This window comes from Pseudoalteromonas phenolica (assembly GCF_005886345.1).
Classification (GTDB): Bacteria; Pseudomonadota; Gammaproteobacteria; order Enterobacterales; family Alteromonadaceae; genus Pseudoalteromonas; species Pseudoalteromonas phenolica_A.
Map to the genome: position 1 here is coordinate 14446 of NZ_PNEC01000064.1, position 24621 is coordinate 39066.

Annotated in this window: 13 protein-coding genes; 1 reads left to right on the forward strand and 12 read right to left on the reverse strand. The window is 38.9% G+C overall.

What is annotated here, in order from left to right; genetic code table 11:
- Window positions 1–123: 123 nt before the first annotated feature.
- Complete coding sequence (locus tag CWB72_RS19010; protein WP_138634700.1) at window positions 124–1317, reverse strand: multidrug effflux MFS transporter; 1194 nt, start codon at window positions 1315–1317, stop codon at window positions 124–126.
- A 190-nt stretch (window positions 1318–1507) separates the two neighbouring features.
- Here CWB72_RS19010 and CWB72_RS19015 point away from each other — a divergent pair, with 190 nt between their 5' ends.
- Complete coding sequence (locus CWB72_RS19015) at window positions 1508–1972, forward strand: hotdog fold domain-containing protein (protein WP_138634703.1); 465 nt, start codon at window positions 1508–1510, stop codon at window positions 1970–1972.
- Here CWB72_RS19015 and CWB72_RS19020 read toward each other — a convergent pair.
- From CWB72_RS19020 to CWB72_RS19070, 11 genes are all read right to left on the reverse strand, one after another.
- On the reverse strand, window positions 1959–2345 hold the full coding sequence (locus CWB72_RS19020; RefSeq protein ID WP_130253970.1) for a bactofilin family protein: 387 nt from the start codon (window positions 2343–2345) through the stop codon (window positions 1959–1961). The genes CWB72_RS19015 and CWB72_RS19020 overlap by 14 nt on opposite strands.
- Window positions 2335–3396, reverse strand: coding sequence for a M23 family metallopeptidase (locus CWB72_RS19025; protein ID WP_138634705.1), 1062 nt, complete (start codon window positions 3394–3396; stop codon window positions 2335–2337). Before CWB72_RS19025 ends, CWB72_RS19020 begins: the two co-directional genes overlap by 11 nt.
- Before the next feature lie 132 nt (window positions 3397–3528).
- On the reverse strand, window positions 3529–4842 hold the full coding sequence (fahA, locus tag CWB72_RS19030; RefSeq protein ID WP_138634708.1) for a fumarylacetoacetase: 1314 nt from the start codon (window positions 4840–4842) through the stop codon (window positions 3529–3531).
- 148 nt (window positions 4843–4990) lie between these two features.
- The gene (hppD, locus tag CWB72_RS19035) at window positions 4991–6037 is read right to left on the reverse strand and encodes a 4-hydroxyphenylpyruvate dioxygenase (RefSeq protein WP_130253968.1); all 1047 of its coding nucleotides are present in this window, start codon (window positions 6035–6037) and stop codon (window positions 4991–4993) included.
- Between the two features lie 428 nt (window positions 6038–6465).
- Entirely contained in the window at window positions 6466–7902 is a 1437-nt protein-coding gene (locus CWB72_RS19040; protein ID WP_138566456.1) for a peptide MFS transporter, read from the reverse strand.
- 294 nt (window positions 7903–8196) lie between these two features.
- Complete coding sequence (locus CWB72_RS19045) at window positions 8197–12282, reverse strand: poly-gamma-glutamate synthase PgsB (RefSeq protein WP_138634710.1); 4086 nt, start codon at window positions 12280–12282, stop codon at window positions 8197–8199.
- On the reverse strand, window positions 12269–16471 hold the full coding sequence (locus CWB72_RS19050) for a hypothetical protein (protein ID WP_138634713.1): 4203 nt from the start codon (window positions 16469–16471) through the stop codon (window positions 12269–12271). Before CWB72_RS19050 ends, CWB72_RS19045 begins: the two co-directional genes overlap by 14 nt.
- A 32-nt stretch (window positions 16472–16503) precedes the next feature.
- Window positions 16504–17277, reverse strand: a complete 774-nt coding sequence (locus CWB72_RS19055; RefSeq protein ID WP_138634716.1) for a hypothetical protein — start codon at window positions 17275–17277, stop codon at window positions 16504–16506.
- Window positions 17264–19552 (reverse strand): hypothetical protein, encoded by a 2289-nt coding sequence (locus tag CWB72_RS19060; RefSeq protein WP_138634719.1) that lies wholly within the window; start codon window positions 19550–19552, stop codon window positions 17264–17266. The genes CWB72_RS19055 and CWB72_RS19060 overlap by 14 nt, the downstream gene beginning before the upstream one ends.
- On the reverse strand, window positions 19539–22649 hold the full coding sequence (locus CWB72_RS19065; RefSeq protein ID WP_138634722.1) for a poly-gamma-glutamate biosynthesis protein PgsC/CapC: 3111 nt from the start codon (window positions 22647–22649) through the stop codon (window positions 19539–19541). The genes CWB72_RS19060 and CWB72_RS19065 overlap by 14 nt, the downstream gene beginning before the upstream one ends.
- On the reverse strand, window positions 22649–24607 hold the full coding sequence (locus CWB72_RS19070) for a hypothetical protein (protein WP_138634725.1): 1959 nt from the start codon (window positions 24605–24607) through the stop codon (window positions 22649–22651). The genes CWB72_RS19065 and CWB72_RS19070 overlap by 1 nt, the downstream gene beginning before the upstream one ends.
- Window positions 24608–24621: the final 14 nt, after the last annotated feature.

Sequence of the window (24621 nt, forward strand, 5' to 3'; positions counted from 1 at the left end):
GAAGTAGTACCTTGTTCTGCTTAGTAAAATAAATGAGACTATTACTACAGCAAGCGCTATTTCTGTAATATGTTAAGTATGTCTTATAGATATGACACTTTTAAGATTGAAGTCATAATTAAATTAGCTTTTATCGGCAGAATAATAAAGATGGGTCTTTGAAGATTTTAGAAGGCCGATATAAATTAGACAAGTGACTAAGTGAATACCGACTTGAAAAGGCGCACTAAAACTAAATTGTTGTGTTAATACAGCAAGTACTGCAGCGCCAGACATTTGCATCACACCAATGAGCGCAGATGCGGTGCCCGCTTGTTGTGCAAAGCCGCCAAGCGCTTTTCCAGCTGCAGAGCCCAATGTAAATGCAAATCCGATAGAGGCAATATACATTGGCAACATAAATGCAGCTGGCTCAGCGACACTACTAAGCGCCATCATGAGTAGGCCACCAAGAGTTAGCAGCGCTAAGCCAAAAATTAGGCTCTGTTTAGGTGCGCTTTGAATGTATTTAGGGGCGATAAAGCTGGCTGCAATGCTGATTATGGCATTCACAGTAAACCAAATCGTAAACTCCGAGATATCTTTACCCAGCTGAGTCATCACCCATTCAGGTGCTGTAGTGACAAATACCAACATAGCTGACATAGCAACCATAGTAATAGAGGCATTAAACATAAACTCACTGCTTGCAAGCATAGGCTTAAAGCGTCTTAAATCTAAAATATGGCCGGAATAAATTGTATCTTTTGGACGCGTTTCAGGGCACAGCAAAAACAGCAAGATAAAACCAAGTACGGCAAAGATAACTAAAAAGATAAAGTTACTTTGCCAGCCAAATTGCACGGTTAACCAAGCACCGAAAATAGGCGCCAATGCTGGTATAAAGCACACGATACCATTGAGGTAGGTGATCATTTTACCACTGCCTTTATGACCGAATTGGTCTCTGACAATGGCAAAAGCAGTAACAAAAGTTGCACATGCACCAAACCCCTGCAATGCTCGGGCAGCCATGATCACGCACCAGTCATTGGTGTTTGCTGCAAGCAAGCCTCCGAGTGCGAATAAAAAGATACCACTCAATGCAATGGGTCTTCTCCCGTACTTGTCGGCAAGTGGACCGGCAATAAGTTGTCCTAAACCGACGGTGAGCATATAAATGCCAACGGTTTGCTGAATGTGCGCATTGCTCACTGCTAAGCCAGACTGCATGGCAGGAAATGCTGGTAGATATAAATCAATACCAAGCGGACAGAAAATAACGAGTAAAATGAGAATAAAAACGCTGAGTTTTGAGTTAATTTGGGGATCAGACATGCGCACTCCTAAATAAGGGCGCGTATTGTAACGCTCTAAAATAAAAACGACAGGACTTAATACCGAGAAACGATAATATATTTTCATTTATGGCTTTTATCTTGAGGTTATATTCAATTTAAAACTTGCTGAAAACTGGTCTGATGAGTTATGTTTGCTAATTAAATAAGAACAATAATTGGAGCAAAACATGGCTGCATCATTAATGGGAATTTATAAAAGTGTGCGTTGGTTACCATTTGGTAACTGGTTATTTAGTAAGGCTGTATGTATTAAGGCACCTTACTTTGGTTCAATTAAACCGACTATTACGCATTTAGAAGCGGGAAAATGCGTTGCAGTTATAAAGAAACGCCGCTCGATTCAAAATCACATTGGTACTATTCATGCCATTGCGCAGTGTAATCTTGCCGAGCTGGTGGCAGGTGTCATGACAGATGCAACCGTCCCAGTTAAAACTCACCGTTGGATCCCAAAAGGTATGACAGTGCAATATCTTAAAAAGGCAGACGGTATTTTAACGGCTGAAGCAAAGATTGACTTACCGAGGGTGTGGCAAGATAAAGAAGACTTGATTGTGCCTGTAGAAGTATTTGATCAGCACAAAACCAAAGTATTTCATGCTGATATTACTATGTATATTACTGAGCGTTAGCTTGCTCTTTGATTGGAGTGATATTGTCGGGGGCTTGCTTATGTGTAAGCTTACCCTCTAAATGCGCCCCGGCATCTATGGTTAGTGTGTCATGAGCAACATCACCATGCACTTTCGCTGTAACTTCTAGGTGCACTGATTGCGCGTCAATGTTGCCGTTGATCGTGCCTTTAACTTGTACTTTTTCAGCCGTAATATTGCCGTTTACTTCACCATTTTGACCTACGATGAGTATCGACACTTTTAAGTCACCTGTTACCTTACCATCTACTTGTAACTCTCCATCACAGTCTATCTCCCCAGTCACATGGGTGTTGGGTGAAATTAATGCGGGTAAATTTGCGCTGCTGTTATTTTTAAGTTTATTGAACACGAGAAAGTACCTTAGCCAGTTTTATAGGATTGATATGCTTACCATTTTGTAAGACTTCATAGTGTAAATGAGTGCTGGTGCTTCTACCAGTACTTCCCATCAAGGCAATCACATCTGACTTTTCGACTTTTTGGCCTTTCTTAACTTTAATGGTATGAAGATGACCAAAACGCGTAACTAGCCCACTGGCATGCTCAATTTCAACAAATTTTCCATAACCGCCATTTTTGCCGGCTTTTGTCACAACCCCAGCGGCAGGGGCATGAATGTCTGTTTTATGCCAACCAGCTAAATCGACACCTTTGTGCATGGCTCTGCGGCCTGTAATAGGATCTTTGCGATAACCAAATTGACTGGATACATAAAACTTTTCTTGTTTTACCGGCATGCTATCAGGCAGCAAAGTAATCATTTGTTCAAGCTCATTAAGTTCAACCAACTTATCAATCACGCTTAAGTAATCTTTAGAAATATGTTGTGTGTCTAGCTGGTGGTAAGGACCACCTTGCGCGATTGGTGATTGTGCCAATTGCTTATCCAAACCAATTTCATCTAAGTGGGTATGCAATTCGCTTGCTCTTGCAGTGATGCTATTTCCGATGTGGTTTAGTAATGATGTTTGCTTATCGGCTAAGTTTTTTGACTGATCTTCAAATTCATCTTTTTGAGTAGCTTGCTGTTCTGATGTTATTGGCTTAGAGACACTTTCAGGTAAAGCCTCGACTAAGCCCTCTAATAAGTTCTGTTGTTGAGAAAGATCTTGAAGTGTTTTTGTTTGCTCAGCTAATTTTTGTTCTAGTTGTTGTTTTTCTAGCTGCCAGTTTGATTCAGCAGTCAAGCGTTGTTTTTCTAACGTTTGTATTTGCTCTTGTTGTTGTACATAACCATAAGAGCTGACACTAATCCAGCAAACTGCACCAACAGCCGCACATAACAAGCTTACTTGCAGGCTGCTAGGTAGGTTAAACATACTCACGTCACCATTTTGACGAAGTAACAATTGTTTTGGCTTAAATGCGCTTTTTGCTAGGTGACTGATCTTGTACAACATATTTCTTAATAACCTGTTAACAACGTTCTACCTTAACAATATTTATGCAAAAATCCAGCTTAAAAACACAAAAAAAGCGTGTTTTATGCACGCCTTTGATTTGAATAGTGTTTTTTATTAAGTTTTGACAGTTTATTTTGCAGGTAAAACCGTGCCTTCAACTGAACCAAAACCAATGCGGTTAAAGCCGTCAGCTTCACACCAACCACGCATGATAACCTTGTCACCATCTTCTAAGAACTTACGTTCTTCACCGTTGTTAAGTGTGATTGTTTCTTTGCCGCCACGAGATAATTCAAGCAATGAACCTGCTTCTTCGTGCTCAGGACCAGACTGTGTACCAGACCCTAACATGTCACCAGGAATAAAGTTACAACCGTTTACTGTGTGGTGTGTTACCATTTGTGCCACTGTCCAATAGCTGTGCTTGAAACTTGACTCAGAAAGCTTGCTTGGTTCAGCACCTTCAGCACGCATTTTTTCAGACTCTAGTAATACATCCATTTGAATATCGAAAGCACCGGCTTCACGGTTGTGCGAAGACTCAAGGTACTCTAGTGGCTGAGGATCGTTTTCATCACGGTGCCACTGCGTACGGTATGGTGCTAGCGCTTCAGTTGTTACAACCCAAGGTGATACTGTTGACGCAAAGTTTTTAGCAAGGAATGGACCTAATGGTTGGTATTCCCATGCTTGTAAATCACGTGCAGACCAGTCATTAAATAGACAGAAACCAAATACGTGATCTTCAGCATCTTCAATGCTAATTGCATCGCCAAGCTCGTTACCTTTACCAAGGTAAATACCTAGTTCTAATTCATAGTCCATACGCTTTGCAGGCCCAAATGATGGTACGTCTGCGTCAGGTGCTTTTGTTTGACCTTTAGGACGAGGGAAGCTTTGACCTGATACATCAATTGATGATGCACGACCGTGGTAACCAATTGGTACCCATTTGTAGTTAGGTAGAAGTGGGTTATCAGGGCGGAATAAGCTACCTACCGCAGTTGCGTGGTAGATTGACGTGTAGAAATCTGTGTAATCACCAATGTGGCAAGGCAGTGCATATTCAACGTCATCTTGTGCAACTAAAGCCGACTCAAGTGCACCTTGATGCTCAGAACCTTCACGCAGTGCTTTAGAAAGCGCTAAACGTAGTGCAGACCAATGTGCTTTGCCCATGCCCATAAATTCGTTAAGTGCTGGTGCATTAGCCGCTTCAACCGCTTCTTGTGCTTCGCCAGAGAAAATACCAGCAGCCGCAACTACCGCTAAATCTAATACTTGGTTGCCGATAGCAACACCACCGCGAAACTCTTCAGATGCGCCTTTGCGACGGAAAGAGGCGAATGGTAGGTTTTGGATTGGGAAGTCATTACCAGCAACGTTTGCGCTGCTTACCCAACTTTTTAAATTAATATCGTGCGTTTCATTAATAAAAGACATGGTCTTTCCTTTTGCATTAATTGGCTAAGTCTAAATATGGAGATTCAATAAAGTAAATCAAGCTTGAAAAACGACTTAGCTTTAAAAACTACAAAAGCAGCTACGCTTATAACGTCAGCTGCTTTTAATTTATTCAGCTTATCTAAAATTAGATAACACCACGACGCTCTTGGTCACGCTCGATTGATTCGAATAGCGCTTGGAAGTTACCTTCACCGAAACCACCGTCATCAACACGTTGGATCATCTCAATGAAGATAGGACCGAATAGGTTCTTAGTGAAGATCTGAAGTAAGTAACAGTTTTCGCTTTGGCTATCTACTAAGATTTGGTGGTCTTTGATCTTTTGCTTATCTTCAGCAACCCAAGGAACACGGTCGAAGATTGTGTCGTAGTAGTGGTCAACGATATCAAGCGTTGCGATGTTTGTTTTGTCTAACTTATCTAGTGAACCAACAAGGTCATTTGTTAAGAACGCAAGATGCTGTACACCAGGACCGTTATACTCGTCTAAGTACTCGTCGATCTGGTTGTTGTTGTCATCTTTACCTTCGTTGATTGGAATAGAGAAAGTACCACAAGGTGACTTAAGTGCGTATGAAAGCAGAGCAGTCTTTTGACCTTTGATATCGAAGTAACGAACTTCTTCAAAGCCGAATACGCCTTTATAGAAGTTAGCCCAAGTTTCCATTGTGCCTTTGTAAACATTGTTTGTTAGGTGGTCGATACGGATGAAACCTTTATCTTCAACAATGTTTTGCTCAGCTAGGTCTTCAAAATCATTTTCAAAGATTGAACCTTTATCACCGAATACGTCGATGAAGTAAATTAAGCTGTCGCCAATACCGTAAATTGCTGGGTACGGTAGGTCTTTGTTTGCTGAATCTGTCGCAGGCTTAGCACCACGTTCTACAGCAATATCAAACGCTTTTTGAGCGTCTTCTACACGCCAGCCCATTGAGCAAATCGCAGGACCATGAGATTTTGCGAACTCAGCAGAGAAACCGCCGCGCTCGTTGTTTAGTAAGAAATGGATCTCGTTCTGGTTGTAATGAACGATGTCTTTACCTTTAAACTTTTTAAGTTTAGAGAAACCAAAATCAGCAAAGATTTTGTCCATGTAATCTGCATCTGGGGTTGCGTATTCAGTAAATTCGATACCAACCAAACCTAGTGGGTTTTTTACTTCACTCATTGTCATACTCCGCAATTAAGCACAATTGGGTTGCTTGTTAGATGTGTTGTTGGGATGAATCATTAATCAAAAATCGCAATAGGGGAAGATAGGGCCGTGATATTGTCAGGAGGGCATTTGTAAATTTAAAAACACACATTGATAACGACTTTACTGAAATTTGATTTATATGTGATATGAAATGCTCAATGAAAATGATTGATAAAATAACCCAGGCATATTTCTTACTAGAAAGTTGAGTTGATGATTTTTAAGTTCTTAATATATATATATTTTATTGGTTTTATTATTGTGGAGACCAATATTATTTTTGGCTTAAATTATGCTTTATAAATCATAAAAGAATTTTGCAAGTGTAAAGATATTAGTACAGATGGTAAGGAGAGCATAAAAAAAGCCGCAAAAGCGGCTTTTTTTATTCGGGGCAATTATTGCTTAGAGCCTGATACTTCTAGCTCTTCGCTTAAATAATGCTCTTGTGTGTGAGGTTCGTGGTTACCTTCTGCGCCATGCATCCAGTCAACCAAACGGTCACTTAAGAAGTACATTAATGCTGCAGAGATTAAACCTGTTGCACCCAGACCGATAAAGATGCCCATAGCATTTTCCATCGCTGCTTCACCTTCACCAATGAATGCACCTACGAATGCTGCAATTTTGTTTGCAACTGCAGTACATAGGAACCAGATACCCATAAGTAGTGAAGCGAGACGAAGTGGTGCAAGTTTACTTACCATCGAAAGACCGATTGGCGACAAGCACAGTTCACCCAGTGTGTGGAATAAGTAGAAAAGTACTAACCAAATCATGCTGATTTGCAGTGCGTCTTGACCATTACCACCTTCAGTAGCAAGGGCTAGCATCATTGTGAAGAAGCCAAGTGCTAAGAAAACTAAACCAATAGCAAACTTAACTGGTGAGTTTGGCTCTTTGTTATCAAGTTTAAGCCAGATCATGGCTACAATCGGTGCAAAGATAATGATGAAGATAGAGTTAAGAGATTGGAACCAAGAAGCAGGGATTTCAAAGCCCATCAACATACGGTCTGTGTAATCATTTGCGAAAATATTCATTAGACCGCCAGCTTGCTCGAAGCCCATCCAGAAAATGATACTGAATACACTCATTGTGAAGATGACCTTAATGCGATCTTTTTCAACTTTAGTTAAAGGCTCTTTAGTACCAGATTCAGATTGTTGCTGAGATAATTTAGCAGATGGTACTACACCGATGTCACCTAAGTATTTCTTACTTAGGATCATCTGCATCACAACTGAGATAACCATACCGATACCTGCCGCGATAAAGCCAGCCTGCCAGTTAATTACTGCTGCAACATAACCTGCGATAAGTGGACCTAAAGCACCACCTAAGTTAATACCCATGTAGAAAATAGTGAATGCACTATCACGGCGCTTATCACCTTCTTGGTATAAGTCACCAACCATAGTAGAGATATTTGGCTTAAATAAACCATTACCAATACAAAGTAATGTTAAACCAATATAGAAAACATTTTCTTCAATGCCACTTACCATCGCATGAGGAATACCCATGGTAAAGTGACCTACAGCCATTAAAATACCACCGATGATAATCGCTTTACGCTGACCTAATACATTATCAGCTAACCAACCACCGAATAAAGGCGTCAGGTAAACCGCCATAGTAAATGTGCCGTAAAGGCTTAATGCATCGGCATTGCTCCAACCGAAGCCGCCGTCTTGTGCCATAGCAACAAGATATAAAACTAAGATGGCACGCATGCCGTAGTAACCAAATCGTTCCCACATTTCTGTGCCGAATAGCAGGAATAGCCCCTTAGGGTGTCCTAAAAACTCACCTGCCTTAGGTAATGTGTTCATATTTCTTCCTAAATTATCAAAATGTGTTGTGTGGCCTAGTTATAGTTATGCACTGAGTGCTTATGGTGACGTATGGCCAAACGTCTAATAGCAATTTTAGTAAAGCGATGTAACGTAAACAGCATTGCTTTAATGAAATTGTTACGATTTAAGAAACAGATGCATACGCATAAATTTTGCTTAAGTATGCACTGAAACAATTCAGTATACCGACCACTGTGCGAGAGGGGAAGTCTGACAAGACAAACCGAGTGTTGAGTAAGATAAAATCTGTTTAATTTATAGGTGTGGTGCCTACATATCCTGATTATCACTTTTAGACGATAACCAACCAGACTTTTGACTACGATTCAATTTGGCAAGTACTGCAATGGCTCGTTCAATGGTAATTCGCTGTTCTGCTATGTCTTCATATACTTGCTGAGCCGTTTTTTTACGTTTTACAGCGGCACCTGCATCTAAAAAGGATTCAACAACCTGATTGATAAAGCCTCGAAATTTACTCTTGGGTAATTCTTCTTCGATTTGAGTGCTACTTTGCGCATTGTTGGATACTTTTTCTTGAATGAATCTCAACTCAGCTTGGCTGAACTCATTCTGAGCATGTTCAGAGTGGGCTATTTCAGACAAGGCTTGCTGTAAATAGTCGGTTTCAATGGCACTGAAGTTAGGTTGTTGAGCGAGTTTTAAAAGTTGCTTTCTAAACTCGGTCTGTTTTGTTGTCGGTGACTTTAGTATTTCACACATGTGATAAATCTTTTGCCACTGCTGCCACATATAAACATAATTTAAGCCTGCGCCTTTGATATTTTGCATACCAACAATCAGTTGATGTTGATTTTTCATCGCTAATTTAGCGATGTGGTGTGTGAGTTGATCAGGTTTTACATAAGCATTTTCGACTAATACAACTTTACTGGCCAAAATACTTTGTATTGTTTCGGTCAATATCTCAGCGCTTGCAGTGAGTGTTTCAAGCTCTAGCAATGACATGGCCATTTTCCAGTTTTCAAAATTGATGATGATTTTTTGTAACTGCTCAGGCTTATTTGGTAATCGAGTATTCAAGGCCGATTGTAGGGTATCGATAGAGGCAATATCTGTGGTTTGAAGTGGCACATCCAAAGTGTGGTTGATTTTCTCTAGCCAACTTTGTTGACTGAATACGACATTCATTTGAGTCAAGAACGCTTTTAAATCTTCAAGGTCATTATTCTCTAGCAGCGTTTCTAAACGTTCATTAATGGCATGTTGCATATAGGCATTAAAACCGTCTACGTTACTCCCAATAACAACAATAAAGTCATAACGTAAGTCTTGTGCCAAAATTTGTGCAAAAACCTTCGATCGAGCAATTCTATCATTACGGTTATTGAGCAAGGCGATGGTTTGAATATGAGGTTGGTTGTTTAAATCAAATAGTTCTAAACGTTTCCAATTTTCAATTGTGGCTAAACGTTCGTTAGCCGACATACTGTTTACGAAAGACTGGGAAATATCGCCTATTGGGGCCGGTTGAAAGTGTTGTAATACCCCAATGTCTGGCACAATACGTTCTGCTGTTTCTTTATATACAAAATCTTTGTCAATCCCTATGTATTGAGCCATTTTACAAACCAATGCAATGTTATCTGGATGCTCCTCATAAGGGTATAAAGCACGTATGTCAGGAGGGATCTGATAACCTTCTCCCCAGTGAGTTTGGATCAATGTGGTATTTTTGGCTTCTGCTGCGTCACTTAGAATCGGCATCATAGTTTGTTCTGCGGTAAACACTTGCGTGTTATTTCCAATAAATGCAGACATTTCTTTAGCTACGTCAATACCCGTAGGCCCAAGAATATCTTCATGATCTGGGTAGGCATTGGTAATGGTGGCGAAGTTATCTTGCATCCAACGGCGTAAGATACGCACATACCTTGGCGTAAGCCCCATACACTCCCATAAAAAAACGTCAGCTTTGGTTTTTCTAGCAAAGTCTAATACGTCACTTTGTTCCCAAATACTGGCTTTGTCAAAGGGGCGAAAAAGAGGAACTTCGTACTGTTCGCCACTACTTTTACCATAAATCATCATGGCTTCACAGCCAGTGGTTTTAGCGATTACCCTTAAATCTAGACTGCTAAATAATGCCGCTTTTAAACGTTCAGTCCCTGACTTACCTCGTGTGCCCCAGCCTCCAATACTGACTGGGATCGCTTTGCGATTGCGTTTAATTTTGTTACTTACATGAATGTGGCGCCCCCAAAAATATGCCATGAATCCAGTAACAAAGAAAACGAGCTGAGAAATAGAGTTTTGATAAATAGAATAAAGGTATTCTTTAAAGCTAAACCAAATATTGAGTAACACCGGTGTGATGGCTGATTTATTAAATAACTTAGCAATGTCTTTATCTAGCGGAAACTGGGCCCCTAGAACATCACCGTAGGCTTTAAACTCTAGTGAGAAACCTAACTCTCTTAAGGTTTTCAAAAACTTCTTTTGCTCTAATTCATTCCCTTTTCTAAGACTATCAATTTGCTCGAAGTGAACCGATAAGTGCCAATATGCCTTAGCCTTTTGTATAAACGAATTGGGGCGATGTATTTCTAAAATACCATCGGGTGTGTAGCTATGCGCAGGTTGGGGGGCGTTATCTTGGCTTAAAATTGAGAGTAAATAATCAATTAAAGGTAAATGAGGACGTGCTGTATGTTCATTTAGATTATACAGTGCTTCACCGGGCACATTTGTTTCACTGATCTCTGCAACAGTGCAACTAGGTACATGTAATTGTGCTGCAGGCTTTTTAGTTAAAGTATGATTAAAGCTTTGTCTTTTATCAGTACTTGGGTTAAAAAACTCATGCCAAATACGCCATAAGCGACGCCCTTTACGATAACCTAGAATGACTTGCCAGCCTTGCTTTGCTTGTTCCCCATTAAAAGCTTCTGCTTTTTGTGCCTTAAAACTTAAAACTCTGCCAAGTGTATGTTGATCGATACCATTAGAGATAGAAATAGTTTTGCCATTTGCCAGCTGATCCTCAATATTAACCAGTAATGTTTGTTGGCTGAAGCTGACTAATTGCTCTCTGGCACGTGTTATATAGCGTTTTAGTGCAATATGGGATTCTTTTTCTAGGGCCTTATTAAGTGTTGCAATAAACTGCTGAAAGACATCCTCAGGCTTGTCAGTTTGCAACTGCAGGTTCAGCATAATTCTTGCGCTGTTTTCGATATTAAGACGCTTAACTTCAAATGGAAGCGGTTGCAACAAAACTTGTTGCCAAAGCGGATATACAAACTCAAATTCAGCATATTGTTGCTGGGTAAATTGCTTTATTAGCGTGAATAAAACTGCGCCACAGGTTTCTTCATTTATGCGTATGGAAAGCAATTTTTTTGATATCTCAAGATCCATAAAACAGAGCTGTTCTAAAAGTGCCTGCCTAACTCTTGGGTATGGGTGCTCACTCAAGCAAAATAATAATTGCTGTTCTTTTTTAGACAAAACTGGTTGATTAGAAATGATCCTTGGTAGTGCCGCTAATATGAACAAGCTGTCATTGTTTTTAGGTGTGTCAAAGTAGTCAGTAATGCTTTCTTCAATTAAAGCCCAAATATGCGCGCGAATAAACGTTGGGCGTTGCATATAGAGAATTTCTAAAATATCTACAATGGCTAAATATGGTGTATTCGGCTCTTCTAGCAATTCTACAAGTTCAGCAATAAGCTCTTCATTGAGTTTCGGGTCAGCATGGCATTGATGAATAACAGCAACTTGGTTTACCAGTGCACGAATGATGCTGTGTTTAATATGAGAGCTGTGGTTACTCTTGATCATATTCATGAAAAAAGGCTCTAAATCGAGCTTTTTCCAATTTTCTACAATTTCGTCTTCATGACCTCTTAAGTGTGTTTTTGTCAGGTTACCTAGTTTGCTGATAAGAAACTTTAACGTTTGCTCTGCATCTGCAACTTTCCTTTGATACCTGTCAATTACAGCACCATCATCGAACCATCTTGAGAATGCTTGCTTGTCTTCTTTTAATTGCTCTTCACTGGCTCCAAGTTCTCTGGCGTAATTGAGAATATGCAGCTCTTTTTCGGCTTTTATATCGGCTTTAGCAAGGCGCTGCATAAATAGTTGATAAGCTGCATCTAGCTTTTGTGTTTCACCATTTAAGCGCTCAATTTTATGACGCAAAAAAGCAATAGATTGTAGCTGAAGCCATGCTTGCGGAGATTCATTTTCAGGGATATTTCGGATCAATGGCCACTCGAGCAACTCATTAATGAGAACATGATATTTATGACGAGACAGATTGAGCCAAAACTGTTCGATATTGGCGAATAATATTTGCTCAAGTTGTTGTTTTAATTCATCGTTGTTCATAGATATCTTGTTCTAATAAATGCGTTAGCTGCAGTGACTCAAATAAAATTTCATCATGTGCAAAAGGCCCAAACCCTGTATTTTGTAAATTGCCCAAACTGACCTCTAAGCGTAATGAGTGGTCTTTTCTAAACCAATCTTGCGTCCAGCTCAGTTTTATCCACCCAGCAGTCTCTTCTGAGAAATCAAACAAGGTTTGCCAGCTCATTTGTGTTAAGTATTGCCATGTATTGTTAGGTCTATGCTGATCTGAAAATTTATATTGAGACGCTCCTGCCACAGTAAAAATATGACCCAGATAAAACTGCTGAGCCTGCACATTGAAGCTTATACTGTCCAGAGAAGTCCAGTCTTGGTTTGACGTTGAAGAGATACCTGCAGACAGTTGATTATCTACCCAAGGTTGATAGCGGTATTGGTATGAAGCACGCCAACCATGCATGTGATCTTCACGATAAAAGCTAAACATGGAAGGACTCATTAGCCGGTCTGCAATATATTCTTCGGCTGTGATACTGGTGTAGTAGTAAAAAGGTTGCATCCACCATTGATGTCTATGGCTAGTATCATCACGCCAAATCTCTCCAACCTTAAAACTGAGGTTAGAAATTAGATGGCTCTCACTGATCTGAGAGTCATTTTGCCAGCGATTATTAATTCGAGCTTCACTGAACCAATGGCTGCTATCAGATAACCAATTATGCTGTGCATTAATAGAAAATGTTTCGTAATTTTGATTATCCAAAGTGTAAAATGACTCGAGTAAATACCAATGGTTTTGGTCTTTATTTCTCAACTTTAATCCAAAGTCAGCGAAATGACGTGCCGATTGGCTTTGCTCAGTCTCAAAAATACCTGCTCGGTTATAGCGCATAAAACCTTCAACATGTGTGAGGTTTTCATCGGTCGATATAATATCTTCATAAAATGATTTTTTGTCAGGGATATGAAAGTAGTTAGGCTTTTCGACAATAAGAGGCGCAACAGGAGGTGCGAAGCGAGTTTTAGCGCGATTAGGGTCGAGTTGCCAGGTAAAAATGCGAGCTAATTGTGACTGCTCTGCTTTGATGCTAATCTTTCCAGCAGGGTAAAGCGCAATTTCTTCTTCTCTATGCTGATCATGTAAACGCTCTATTTTTACCACTGTGTCAGTTTTGAGTTTGGCGATGATTTGTTCATTTTGCTGTGCAAAATAAAACAGTTGTCTTGTATCTAACTTGGCATCTTGCCAACGACCCTGTTGAAAAACTTGTACTTTGACACTGATGAGTTGAGAGACATAGGGGTTCATCCAGCGTAAAGAAACAAGTCCTGTTTTGAGATCGTCCTGGGTTAATGCAAGTTCATTTAAAGTATCACTTTCAATGGTCCACAGTAAGTTATTACTCTCGCTCTGGACTAAAACATTTGCATAGCGACTCTTGACCAATTCAGCAGCAGAATACTCAAAAATAAGTTTGATTTGATATTGTAATAACTCGCTCAAATCAAGGTTTAGGGTATGATTTGGACGAATGAGTAAGCCTTTTAATTGATCATTTTGACTGGTGTGCCGGCTTAGTTGTTCGGCTAAACTTTGTTTGGTCATGGCCGTCATATCGACTAATTGAGTGCCCGAGTAATTTAGGTACTGCTTAGCAGCTTCCCAGGTACCATAATGATCTACACGATTTTTCAAATTTACTAAATGCGCTGGCAATTGTGTATTGAGTAATTTTGCATACAATAAATTGAATTCAAAGTTGTTAAGTAAGTCATAACTTAAACGGTACAACGCGTTACTTAGTAATGTTTTTAAGTTTAACTCTGGGTTATGCACTAGATTTGCAAAATTTTGCTCAAATAATAATGGCACAGCGTTAGAGTTCAACAAATTGGCATATGCGAGCTCTTCAGGGATGACTTTAAGGCTTACATATTTTAAATGTTTACTGCTGAGCGTCAGTTGTTCACCCCGATTAAGTTTAATGATGGCTTCGTTAGCAATTGAAAGTCGACGTTCACTTTTTTTAACTTGAGCGGTTGAGGCCACATCGACGAAAACAGGAAGTATATATTGCGATTTATTTGTATCTAGATGCAACCACTGCTGATGCTGAGTACCATCATGAAGAAAAGGAGCTCGAACTCTTATTTGGAGTGTCATCTCTTTTTGAGTATAGATTTGCATCGGCTTTTCAGGATGAAGCTCAAAAGCCGTATATTCTGCGGTGTCTCCCTGCAAGCTGGTAGTTCCAAAATGGTGAACTTCATAAGCCGAAGAGGAAGGCTCTGATATGGGAATGAGGCTTTGTAGACGGTTTTGCAACCAATTTATTTGCGCTGTTTGTGTATTATTAAACGTATCATGCATGGCCCATAGCGCCATTAAACCTTTCTGTTGAGCAAGTAAAATTTGATTGTTGAGCTGTTTGCACTCTGTTAGTTGTGCATACTTGAGCGCGCATAAGCCTTGAATTTTATATATTTGATTTGCAGCCTGGTATCTTTGTAATAAAGCACGCGCTGCGAAATTACTTAGTAGATGTTTTTTTGAGTGTAGTAAACTTTCTAAATAAGCATTGGCAGTTGACGCTTTATCTAGTTGCATCAAAAGATCAATACGTATTCTCCAAGCATCCAGGGATATGCTGGGTATGGGGCTATGGACTAACTGTTTTAATAAAGGTAGTGCTTTTACAGGATTTGTTAGGGCAAAATTCATCGCCTGAGTTAATACTTTATGATCGTCCCCCAAGGCTTTTGGGTTGACTTGAGTCCTTAACGGTAAAGGTAAACTATTAAGATAGGCGTCAGCTTGCAAAGCATATTGTTGATTTAATAAACTCTGTAGAATAGTGCTTTTATTTTCTAGTGTACCTTGCATCAAATAAAGTAAAGGACTTTTAGGTAATGCCAATAGATCATCGACTTCAATGGCAACATTAACTGTTTTTTTATCTGCGCTAAATAATTTGAAGGTGTCTGAGTTTAAACTCACTGGTAATACGATACGCTTAAACTCTTTTCCTGCAGTAAACTCTATCAATTGCCTTTCTTTGCCAAACTCTACAACCAAGTGACCAGCTTGCTCGGCCTGAATATAGAGAAAAAGCTGATTTCGGATCCGTTGAAATTGACTAACGTCTATATCCAAGGTATCTGTTAGCTGGTGGCTAGTAAGCGTTTTTTGTTGGGATGTTGGGTAAAGTTGGTTGGCCGCTTCTCTGTACCCAGTTATTACATTCTGAGTCATGGTTTTGCTATTTATTGGTATGCTGCGATTGTTTACTTGTGCGAAGCGGCGAGTGGATAGGGTACTTACCAAATCTTGATAACGTCTCTGCTCAAGGGCACTGGCACTAGCCGAACTATAATGACTAATTTGAGATAAGTTTTGCTGAGTATAAATTTCAAAAAACTGAGCATCTAATTGCTGTGTGAAATATGGGTTAAAGAGAGACTCTGTTTGCTTTTCAGGTGCATCTAAATCATATATACCTCGATGAGCTTGCTCCAATTTAATAAGTGTGTCGCCAAAGGCTGTGATTTTAAGATAACTTCCTTGTGGAACGGCTATGTAATCAGTGTTTATTGTGCTGACTTTGTGTTGTTTATATTCAGGTGCATGATTATTGGTGACATTGATAATGCTAGCGGGTTGGCCATTGATTTGTGCAATAACTTTGCTGTCTTGCTTTAAATTAGACATAGGCTTTCTAACCGACAGCTTCAACTTTTTGGCGGCTTCAAAATATAAGCTAATGCTTTGCTTGTCATTCAACTGGTAATAAAGCTCATGATCTTGCGCTAATGTGAGTTTATTTGCTAAAAGCGGCAGTTTTAGTGCACGTCTGAACGGCTCCGGATGTCTGTGATACTTGCCTAATTTTATGTCTAAATGTACCCATTCATCATTATGATTTACGAATTTATATATCTGTGCAAAAGGGATTGCAGGGAGTTGGCAGCGGGTTTGCTTACAGACTAACTCATTAGATTGCAACTTGCGCATTGCGTATAGGCTTTGACCTTGCCATACCGTGGTTTTGCTAAATATATCATCGGGGAGGTTTAACCAATGACCTGCTGGCACAAAGATGGACTTTTGTTGGCCCTGTTGAATACTTACTAAACTTTTCGCTTGGCTGAGAGACAAGTCGGTATTAACCCCAGCAGGGGCTATTTGCAGCGGTACTGGTTTTGCCATTAGCTGACTTGAAAATAATATGAGCAGTAAGATTAAATAATTTGCTTTATACATTCAGAAAATTGGCTCATTAAATGTTGTTCTTCTATTAAACGCTTACGCATTGGCTTGCTGATTTCTATATGGATAAATGAATAAGGCCTTATGTTTAGTGTATGTAAAATATTCTTAGTGCCACCTAATTCTTGAACTAATTCAGGGTAAAAGTAACTATTTTTAGATAATTTACTTAAGCATAGAGTTAGTTGTTTTTTAATGACATTGCCTTTTTTACCTTGGCTTATAATAAAATCTGCTTTTTTTGCTTTATCTGTTTTTCTTTTCTGTTGATTAAAACCATGCACCTGGATCACTTTAGCGTCTTTGTGAAGCGCTTGAAATGCCAAAATAGCAGCATTATGTAAATTATAATGGCGCTTAGAATAGTCCATGGAGAGCCCATCAACACTGTCGCTATATCTGTGATGAGTGTTGTGAACCAGTAATTGACAATGAGCATTAAATAAATGCCTACCAATTTTATAAGTATGGGTATCAAAAAAGCGATGCGGAATAGAAATAGCGCAAGCTTTTGCATTGGTACGGTAAAGAAGCGCACCGCCACCATGAATGGGGGATATGTTTTTTAATTGATGAATGCTATTAGATACACCATATTGCCAAGGTGATATTTCCGCTTTTTCGGCCGAAGCGAACCATGGCTTTAATTGTGAGACCAGTTCATTAAGTTTAGCGTCATCACTTGCACAAGCCGAATTTGAAAGAATCAACAAAACAGAAGCGATAATGCGATTAATCATTTTCATATTGCCTCCACTGCGCTTCATTAGGCGCGCTATTGAGTTCATCAAGCACACTAATCCAAATGTCTTGCTCAGACGTTATAATGATATGCTCTAGCGTTTTAATATCATCATTAATTGCTAAAGAAATACTGCTAAAACTGGCAACATTTTTAATTGCAGGGTGAAGCGCGTGAGCTTTTGTCAGCTTCGCAGGCATGAGTGCAAATCGTTTATTAGGAATTGTATATTCAGAACTTAATCCACTAACAAAGTGTGCTTTTATCTCAGTATTGATGACTAAATGCTCAGAGAATTGAGCGGTTGAAAAGACTTTGACCACTACAGATTCAGGCACAGACGAATAACTTAGCGCTAAAGGTTGTCCAGCTTTTAAAAAATAGTTACGTTGTTTTTGCCAAGGACGCTTTTCCCCATCATTGACATATAAAACACTTTCAGGTTCAAATAATGAAAGTATTTGAGCTTCATTTATATCAGTGAGTGCTTGCTCTTTATAATGCGGATGTTTGTTTGTTAATTTGATGACTCGCTTGTCTTTTAACTGATTGTTCTTCAATGCGTGACTCAGTTGTTGGCTAGAAGTAACTAAATTAAATTGATATTCAGTTGGATTTGGCCGTGAATAATCGTCTATATAATATCTATCAGGCGAGTTAATCAGAAAAGTATTCGATAACTGTAAACCTTTAATGAGGTCACGGCTTAAGTAGGTTGTTTCTTCTTCCTCAGGGATCTCAGGCGGTGTTTCAAACAGCCTAACATTAGTGATCATCTTTTGTTCTGTAAATTTAAAATCATTGTCTGCTTTTTGAGAGAACCAAGCATCAATGGTATAGAAGTTGTGTAAGCTGAGCTGGCATAGTTGCTCACATAATTCACTTTGATAATGAAAAGTAGAGGAGCGAGATTGCAATTTAGCAAGCAAAGGCTGCTTGGCGTGAATAGTGATCCGATTGGCATTAGGGGGTAAACGTAAATAAAACTGTTCGGCGTCAAAAATAGTCTGCCTTAGCGTCGCTTCATCAATAACTCTATCAAAGTTGCTAGTGTTACCTTGCAGATATACTTGATAAGCTTCTATTTCAGTTTGATTATTAAACAGCTTAATTTCGACCGCAGTACCTTTTTTGCCCCTAAATTCAAATTTGACGTCACTATTTTCAGCTACTTGGTAAATCAAGCTCTGTTCGTTACTAACAGTATAAAAATAGCTATGCAATGCGCCAAATTGAGTATCATCTTGCGCAAACCAACGTGTTAGTAAAGGTTTATCAGATTGGAGCATGATAAGCCCAGGTTCAACTGCTGGAATGGCATAGACACCTTGTATTTCCGTCGGCATTGGCTGGAGCTGTATCGGTGGTTTGAGTTGTTTTATATCAAACCAGGTGACGAATAAAGGGGCATCGTGATGTTCTTTATGCACATAGATATTCTGCGTAATGTAATTTCTAAATGAAGCACTCAGAGAAGAATCTGTGTAAAAACTATCTAGGTTAAGTTGTTCAACACTAAAATCATAACTTAAAACATAGTAGGGCAATGTTTCGTATAAGGTGTCTCCAGTAAAATCGATGCCAGGTATCCCTTGCGGAGCCAACTTTTGCCACTCAAAGGTCACCGCATTTAATATTTCTTGGTTTGATAGCGCATTATCTCCAATAGTGTGATAGTTGGTCATCCGTTCACGCCAATCTGTTGATTGCTTTAGCCAGGCTCTATTAATGTCACTTTCACTCACCGGTGTTTTCGCGTGTAAACGAACTACCACGCCTCGCAATTCTATATTCTCAGGAATAAGCCGAAGAGAAATTGCTTTTGCATTGGTAAGCTGTTCATTGCTAATAAAAAAAGATTGTCCGGAAGATACAGCTAAAGTATCTCGATTTTCTATGATTTGCTTAACTTGTTTTTCTTCGTTATCGAGGGCTAGTTTCGAAGCATGATGATAAATGTGAGTCGTGAGTGGATTGCCTTCTGTATCTAATAACGTATATTCAATCGCGTATTGAACTGGCTCATCGAACTGGTTTTGTTGGGTGAAGATTGCATTCGATAATACCCGAATTGAAAAAGTGCGATCCGGAGAAAAGTTAAAGGTTAAAGGTTTATCTTGTTGTAACCAATGAACTGTTGAACGTGTTTCATCTTCAGATCTCAGTGCAACTTGTTCTGCTGAAATGAGCCAGAAATAGCTTCGAATTGAAAACCAAATCAAGAATAGCAGGAATGTAGTTTTAACAAGTAATTTGAGTAGGCGCTTAATGAAATACATTTTCACTCCCAATCATAATTTCTGAAAACTTGTTTAAATCGACTAGTTGGTTGCGTTTAGGTAAGTATATTAATGCAATTCTATTGTTATGCTTGATAAGTAATGCCAGTTCGTCTTGGTGTGCCAGTTCAGTTGCTTGTAATGTGCAACTAAACTTCTGTTCACAAAGTGATTTTATAAATGGAAGATGATGAGATAACGCATAATTTTCAGTGATATTTTCAAATGAACTGATTTGGTCTGCAGTGAGTTGCTGCCAATCTTGTGGAGAAAGAGCAGAAATATTAGTTCTTATAAGTACTGGTTGTTTTGAAATGGCCAACAAGCGCTGCAATAAAGCGTCTTTTGAGATTGAAAAGTGCTGCTTAAAATCAGACGCTAGCCACAATGTGGCAAGCTCACTGATAGGAGAAAATATTTGATAACCAGTTTGTGGAGACGTACCCAGCTCAAGACCTCGAGTAGCGGTTTGGCCGAGTACAATTTGATGTTCAACCCCAAGCTCTTGTAGAGCAACTCGCACGACTTCTAGGCTTTGTTTATGTCTTGGCTGAGGTTGAGTGTATTGAAAAGCGAGTGCGCTGGGCCGGATATGCGAAGGAGCACTGTGACTGCGGATCTGTAAGTTTAGTATACCTTGATGTTGATAATGTCTGAGAGCACTTTGATGCACAATATTAAATAGGGTTTGTACATTGGCTGCGGCCATAACATTCGCTTGTTCGCTGGCAAATGGGTGAGCGCCAGCAATGAGTAACATTTTTGCATTGGTTTTTTGGTAAAGCTTACTGGCAAATTGAATGGTATTACTTTCAAACAAAGGTCTAGGTACTTGAACATTCAATAGGTTAGTAGGATCTAGGCGGAGAAAATAGAGACCTTGACCTAATTGGTAATATTGTATGTCATCGAGGGGGGAAATTTTTATATAACGACCTCTAGGAGTATTGAGTAGAGTGAGTTGATAGCCAACCATACGTGCGATATTATTTATTTTATTCAACTCGTTCAGTACATTCATATTAACCTCATCACCTACGAGGTCATCTGACAAAGTATAAAGTGGGCGTAAGATCTCAAACTCCCAAAGCGCAGCTTCATTGTCTGATAAGCTCTGAAAGTGTTGACTCCCTTTCGCGGTGATCTTAGGGGTGAACTCACTGATTTCATCTTCTAGCGTGCTAGTCAGTTGCCTGATTGGAGTTTGATTTAATTGCTCAGATAATGCGACTTTTGATAGTAATGAGGTGTATGCTGAGGTGTCTATAAAAGTTTCAAGTAACTGACCCCTAAAAGCTGGATCAGGCAAGCTTTGTTCACTTAGAAGACCAAAATTACTTTGTGAAAACCCAAGTACCTCTGAGAGTTCAGATTGATTAATAGCATCAGGTAGGCGGTTGAATATCCAAAACTGTCCTATTGCGCCAAATGGACTTGTTTTTAATACTGAGTTTGTACGCGTATTTACAGAGCGTAGTTGCATAATATCTTCAGTTTCTAGGGCTTGCATAAATGCCCAATAGTATTTACTTTGTTGGCTGTTATTATCTGCACTAAACGAAAGGGTAGATTGAGTACCCAGTGCTAATGCGGTTGCATTTAAGTAATTCATTAGAAGTACTGAAGAATCTGTAGCTATACGCTCTGTAGAAGGGTGGGGTACTGTTAAGACTAAATTTGAACTCGTTTGTTTATTGACAACAAATAAACCACGTATTCCGTATTTGTTAGTATCTTGTATGTAGATATATTGTTCATCTTGACGAAGCGAAAAGTTGAGTTTCAGCAATAGACTTTGCGCTTTAGCAATATTATCAAAGTCATTTCTATCACGATTAAGAATATTGATTGCGGCCCTGAAGCTTTGCAAGTTTTGCGTTTCTTGATATTGACTGATTTCAACTTTATTTTTTTTGTCCGTATAAAGGTAGCTTTTATATTCGCTTAGTTGCTGGCTTAGATCTTGAATTTCAGTATAGCTCTGCAGTGACTTTATTTGATTTGTTGTAAATAAAGATGGCACAAACATGATAATAAAGCCGATAAAAATGGCTGCAAACCCACCTATCACTGAGGTTTGAAAAGTGGCCCGTATGATCAGACCTAATGCATTCTTTTGATAAATTTTAAGTGCTAAAAGTGTTGAAAGCATATAGCCAAATGCAAATGTATCTGTGACTTTCAGGCTTGGATAGTAATTAATAATAAAGTAATTCAAACAAAGTTTATAAATGAAGCCGATATTGAAAAAAAACAGTAATAGACGCGCACCTTCAAAATTAGCATTTTTTAATCGAGTATATTGCAGTAGAAGTGTACCCATAATTAATATAACTGCAGTCTCTATAAATGAAGTGAGTAATTTACTCGGCTGCATAAGCTGCAGCGCAAGTAAAGCCGGCAGCATAATACCGTTAAACTCCCAGCCATATTTAAGATTAGCGCGAGAGGCTATAAAGGCTGTTATTACGAGGATGATATACGCTTTAGGTGCTGCAATAATTGATACAGCAACGTCTTCATACATAATGGCGAGGTTAGCAATACTAAAGTTAGTAAATGGCATCAGTATATAGCGTACTAAGATATATGAGACGGTTAACTGTATGAGTGTCACTTTTAAACCGTAATTAAAGCCGCCATTCCACATCACGTTTGCAGCTAGGGCTATAATAATTAGGCCTAGACTATATAGCTGAGTTGAGTAATTAAAAGTAATATCCCAACTTCCTAATAAGTTAGCGACGAGCGGCCAAAATAACGTATCCATAACGACACGCACTAAAATGCTTATTAAAATAATGGCAAAGAAGCGGTCTCGGCCGAACATTTCGGCATAACCAAATCGCTCCATAATAGTTTGCGCACTCAGCTTCATTATGAAATAAACAACGAAGGACTCTATGATGATTACTACTGCAGAAGTTGGGCTGACAATTAACAAGGGAACGAGATAGCCGGGTACAACTAAGCCAGTAAGGGGAAAACCAAACCTAAGATTTAAAAAGCAAACAACCGCAATCCCAACCCAAACGGTAGTGATAACCGATTGACCGAGTCCACTTCCAGCAGGGAAAACAGATAAAGCCCACTCCATTAATTAGAAGCCTCTGAAGAAATAACACTAGACTGTTTGTTGTTTATGTGTAAGTCTTTTTTTTGGTCATCGATTTGTCTGGTCAATTCGGTTAAATTAATAAACTCAAATAAGATACCTCCCAAAGAAAAAGGCTCTCCATGATTGTTTTTTTGATCAGATGATTCTATGGTTCTTACATTTAGAACAAATTTCTGTTTGTTTAAGTGAATGGGCAAGTAGATTTCGCCTTTATGAAGCGTTAAATACCTGAGTTTACCTTTAGCATTTCCATGCTCTAGTCCTGTGACTTTGCAAAGTAAATCTAATGCAGTCATTTCGAATATAGGTAGATGATGTTGTTTTGCAAACAACTCAAGTGCGTGGTTGGTTTGTACAATTTGGCCAGATAAATTGAATAGCACTGACGCTGAGCGGATATGATTAAACACATGTTCTAAAGTGGTCAGCTTTTGTTCCATTTCATTAATGGAGTGCTTAATTTGTTGACTCAGTGGTTTAGCTAAATTTAATGTTAATAATTTCGCAATTACATTACTTTCCGCTTTACCTTGAGTTTCGAAAACACGATAGTGGAATAAAAGTTCGCCAACTTGATTCGCAAATCGGTTTACATTATTCACAAAAGCACGCTCATTGAAATGTGCATCAGGGGTGATAGTCATCGCCCAAAAACCTCGAATATCCCCCGCATACATCAAAGGAACAATATATTGAGATTCATTGTCACTTAATGACTTAAAGAATGGACGAGTGATTTTTACGGTCCCAAACGCTTTTATTGCATCAGAATAGGGGGCTCGCTCGTAATCACGACGCATCTCGTAAATATCAGATAAATGGCAGTTGATTGAACGGATCTCATATACACGGTGAGCTCCCTCTAATCTGGCCAGTAAGATACTTTTATCTAAAGCTAGTTGTTGATTTATTAATTGAATAATTGAGTCCCAAGGCGTATTTTGTTCGGTGAAAGATTTAGGCAAATAGCGAACAGACATTTTTTGAGTGATATTGTTTATCAATCGATGTAAATCATCTTCTTCTGCCCATTTTACAGACAAAAACACCCAGAATAGGGTTGTGAAGGTAAGAATGGTTACTTGTGCAGCTGGTAAAAAAATATGAAATTTAGCCATAACTAAATAACATAAAGCGACCCAAGACAAAGAAATTAAAGCAGTGAGAATGAACCCGATATTAAATGCGACTTTTTGATAGAGGGTGAGCAAGGCAACCATAATGATAAGTTGAAGAAGCAATGAAAGTTGACTGCTTAAAGGTGTAATTAGAGTTTTTTCGATAAGGTTATGAGCTACATAGGCATGTAAATAAATCGAATTTACTTCTTCAGTTAATTTAGGTGCCCGGATAGGTAAACCAAAACTGTTATTGACTTGAGCAATGAGTATTATTTTATTTTTGATCTGCCCAGCTAAGACATCATTACTTTGAATGCGAGTACTATTGAATTTGGGTAAGGCTTGAATATCTAGTGCAAAACTTAATAAAGGTGAATTTTCTAATTTACTATTAGGAAAAAGTTTTAGCCATAGGCTGTTACACTGGTTTTGTTGCTCTGCTGCAATTTGTATAGAGTATCCGAGCCAAGGGTTTAATTTACTTAAACAAAGTTGATTGTCTCTTCTAGGGTAAAAAACAGCTTCGTTATCAATGTGTGTTAGCCCAGCATCTGACACAACAATAATGGCTCTGGGGGCATGATCTAGAAGAGTATAGATAAGTTGGTCATGTTCAAATGTCAGGTCGTTAGCTTCAATGACTACGACATCGCTGTGTTTTTCTGATTGCCAAAGGTTAAAATAATTAAAAATAGGCGCATTTAGACGCTGTAAAACGCCTGTCAATTCGGCGATCAAAACAACAGTAATCAAGCTAATGATTAACCAAAAGGTTTTATGTCTTTTTATAAAAAATAATTGTTGTTTTACCGACACAAAGTGTTCCTAAA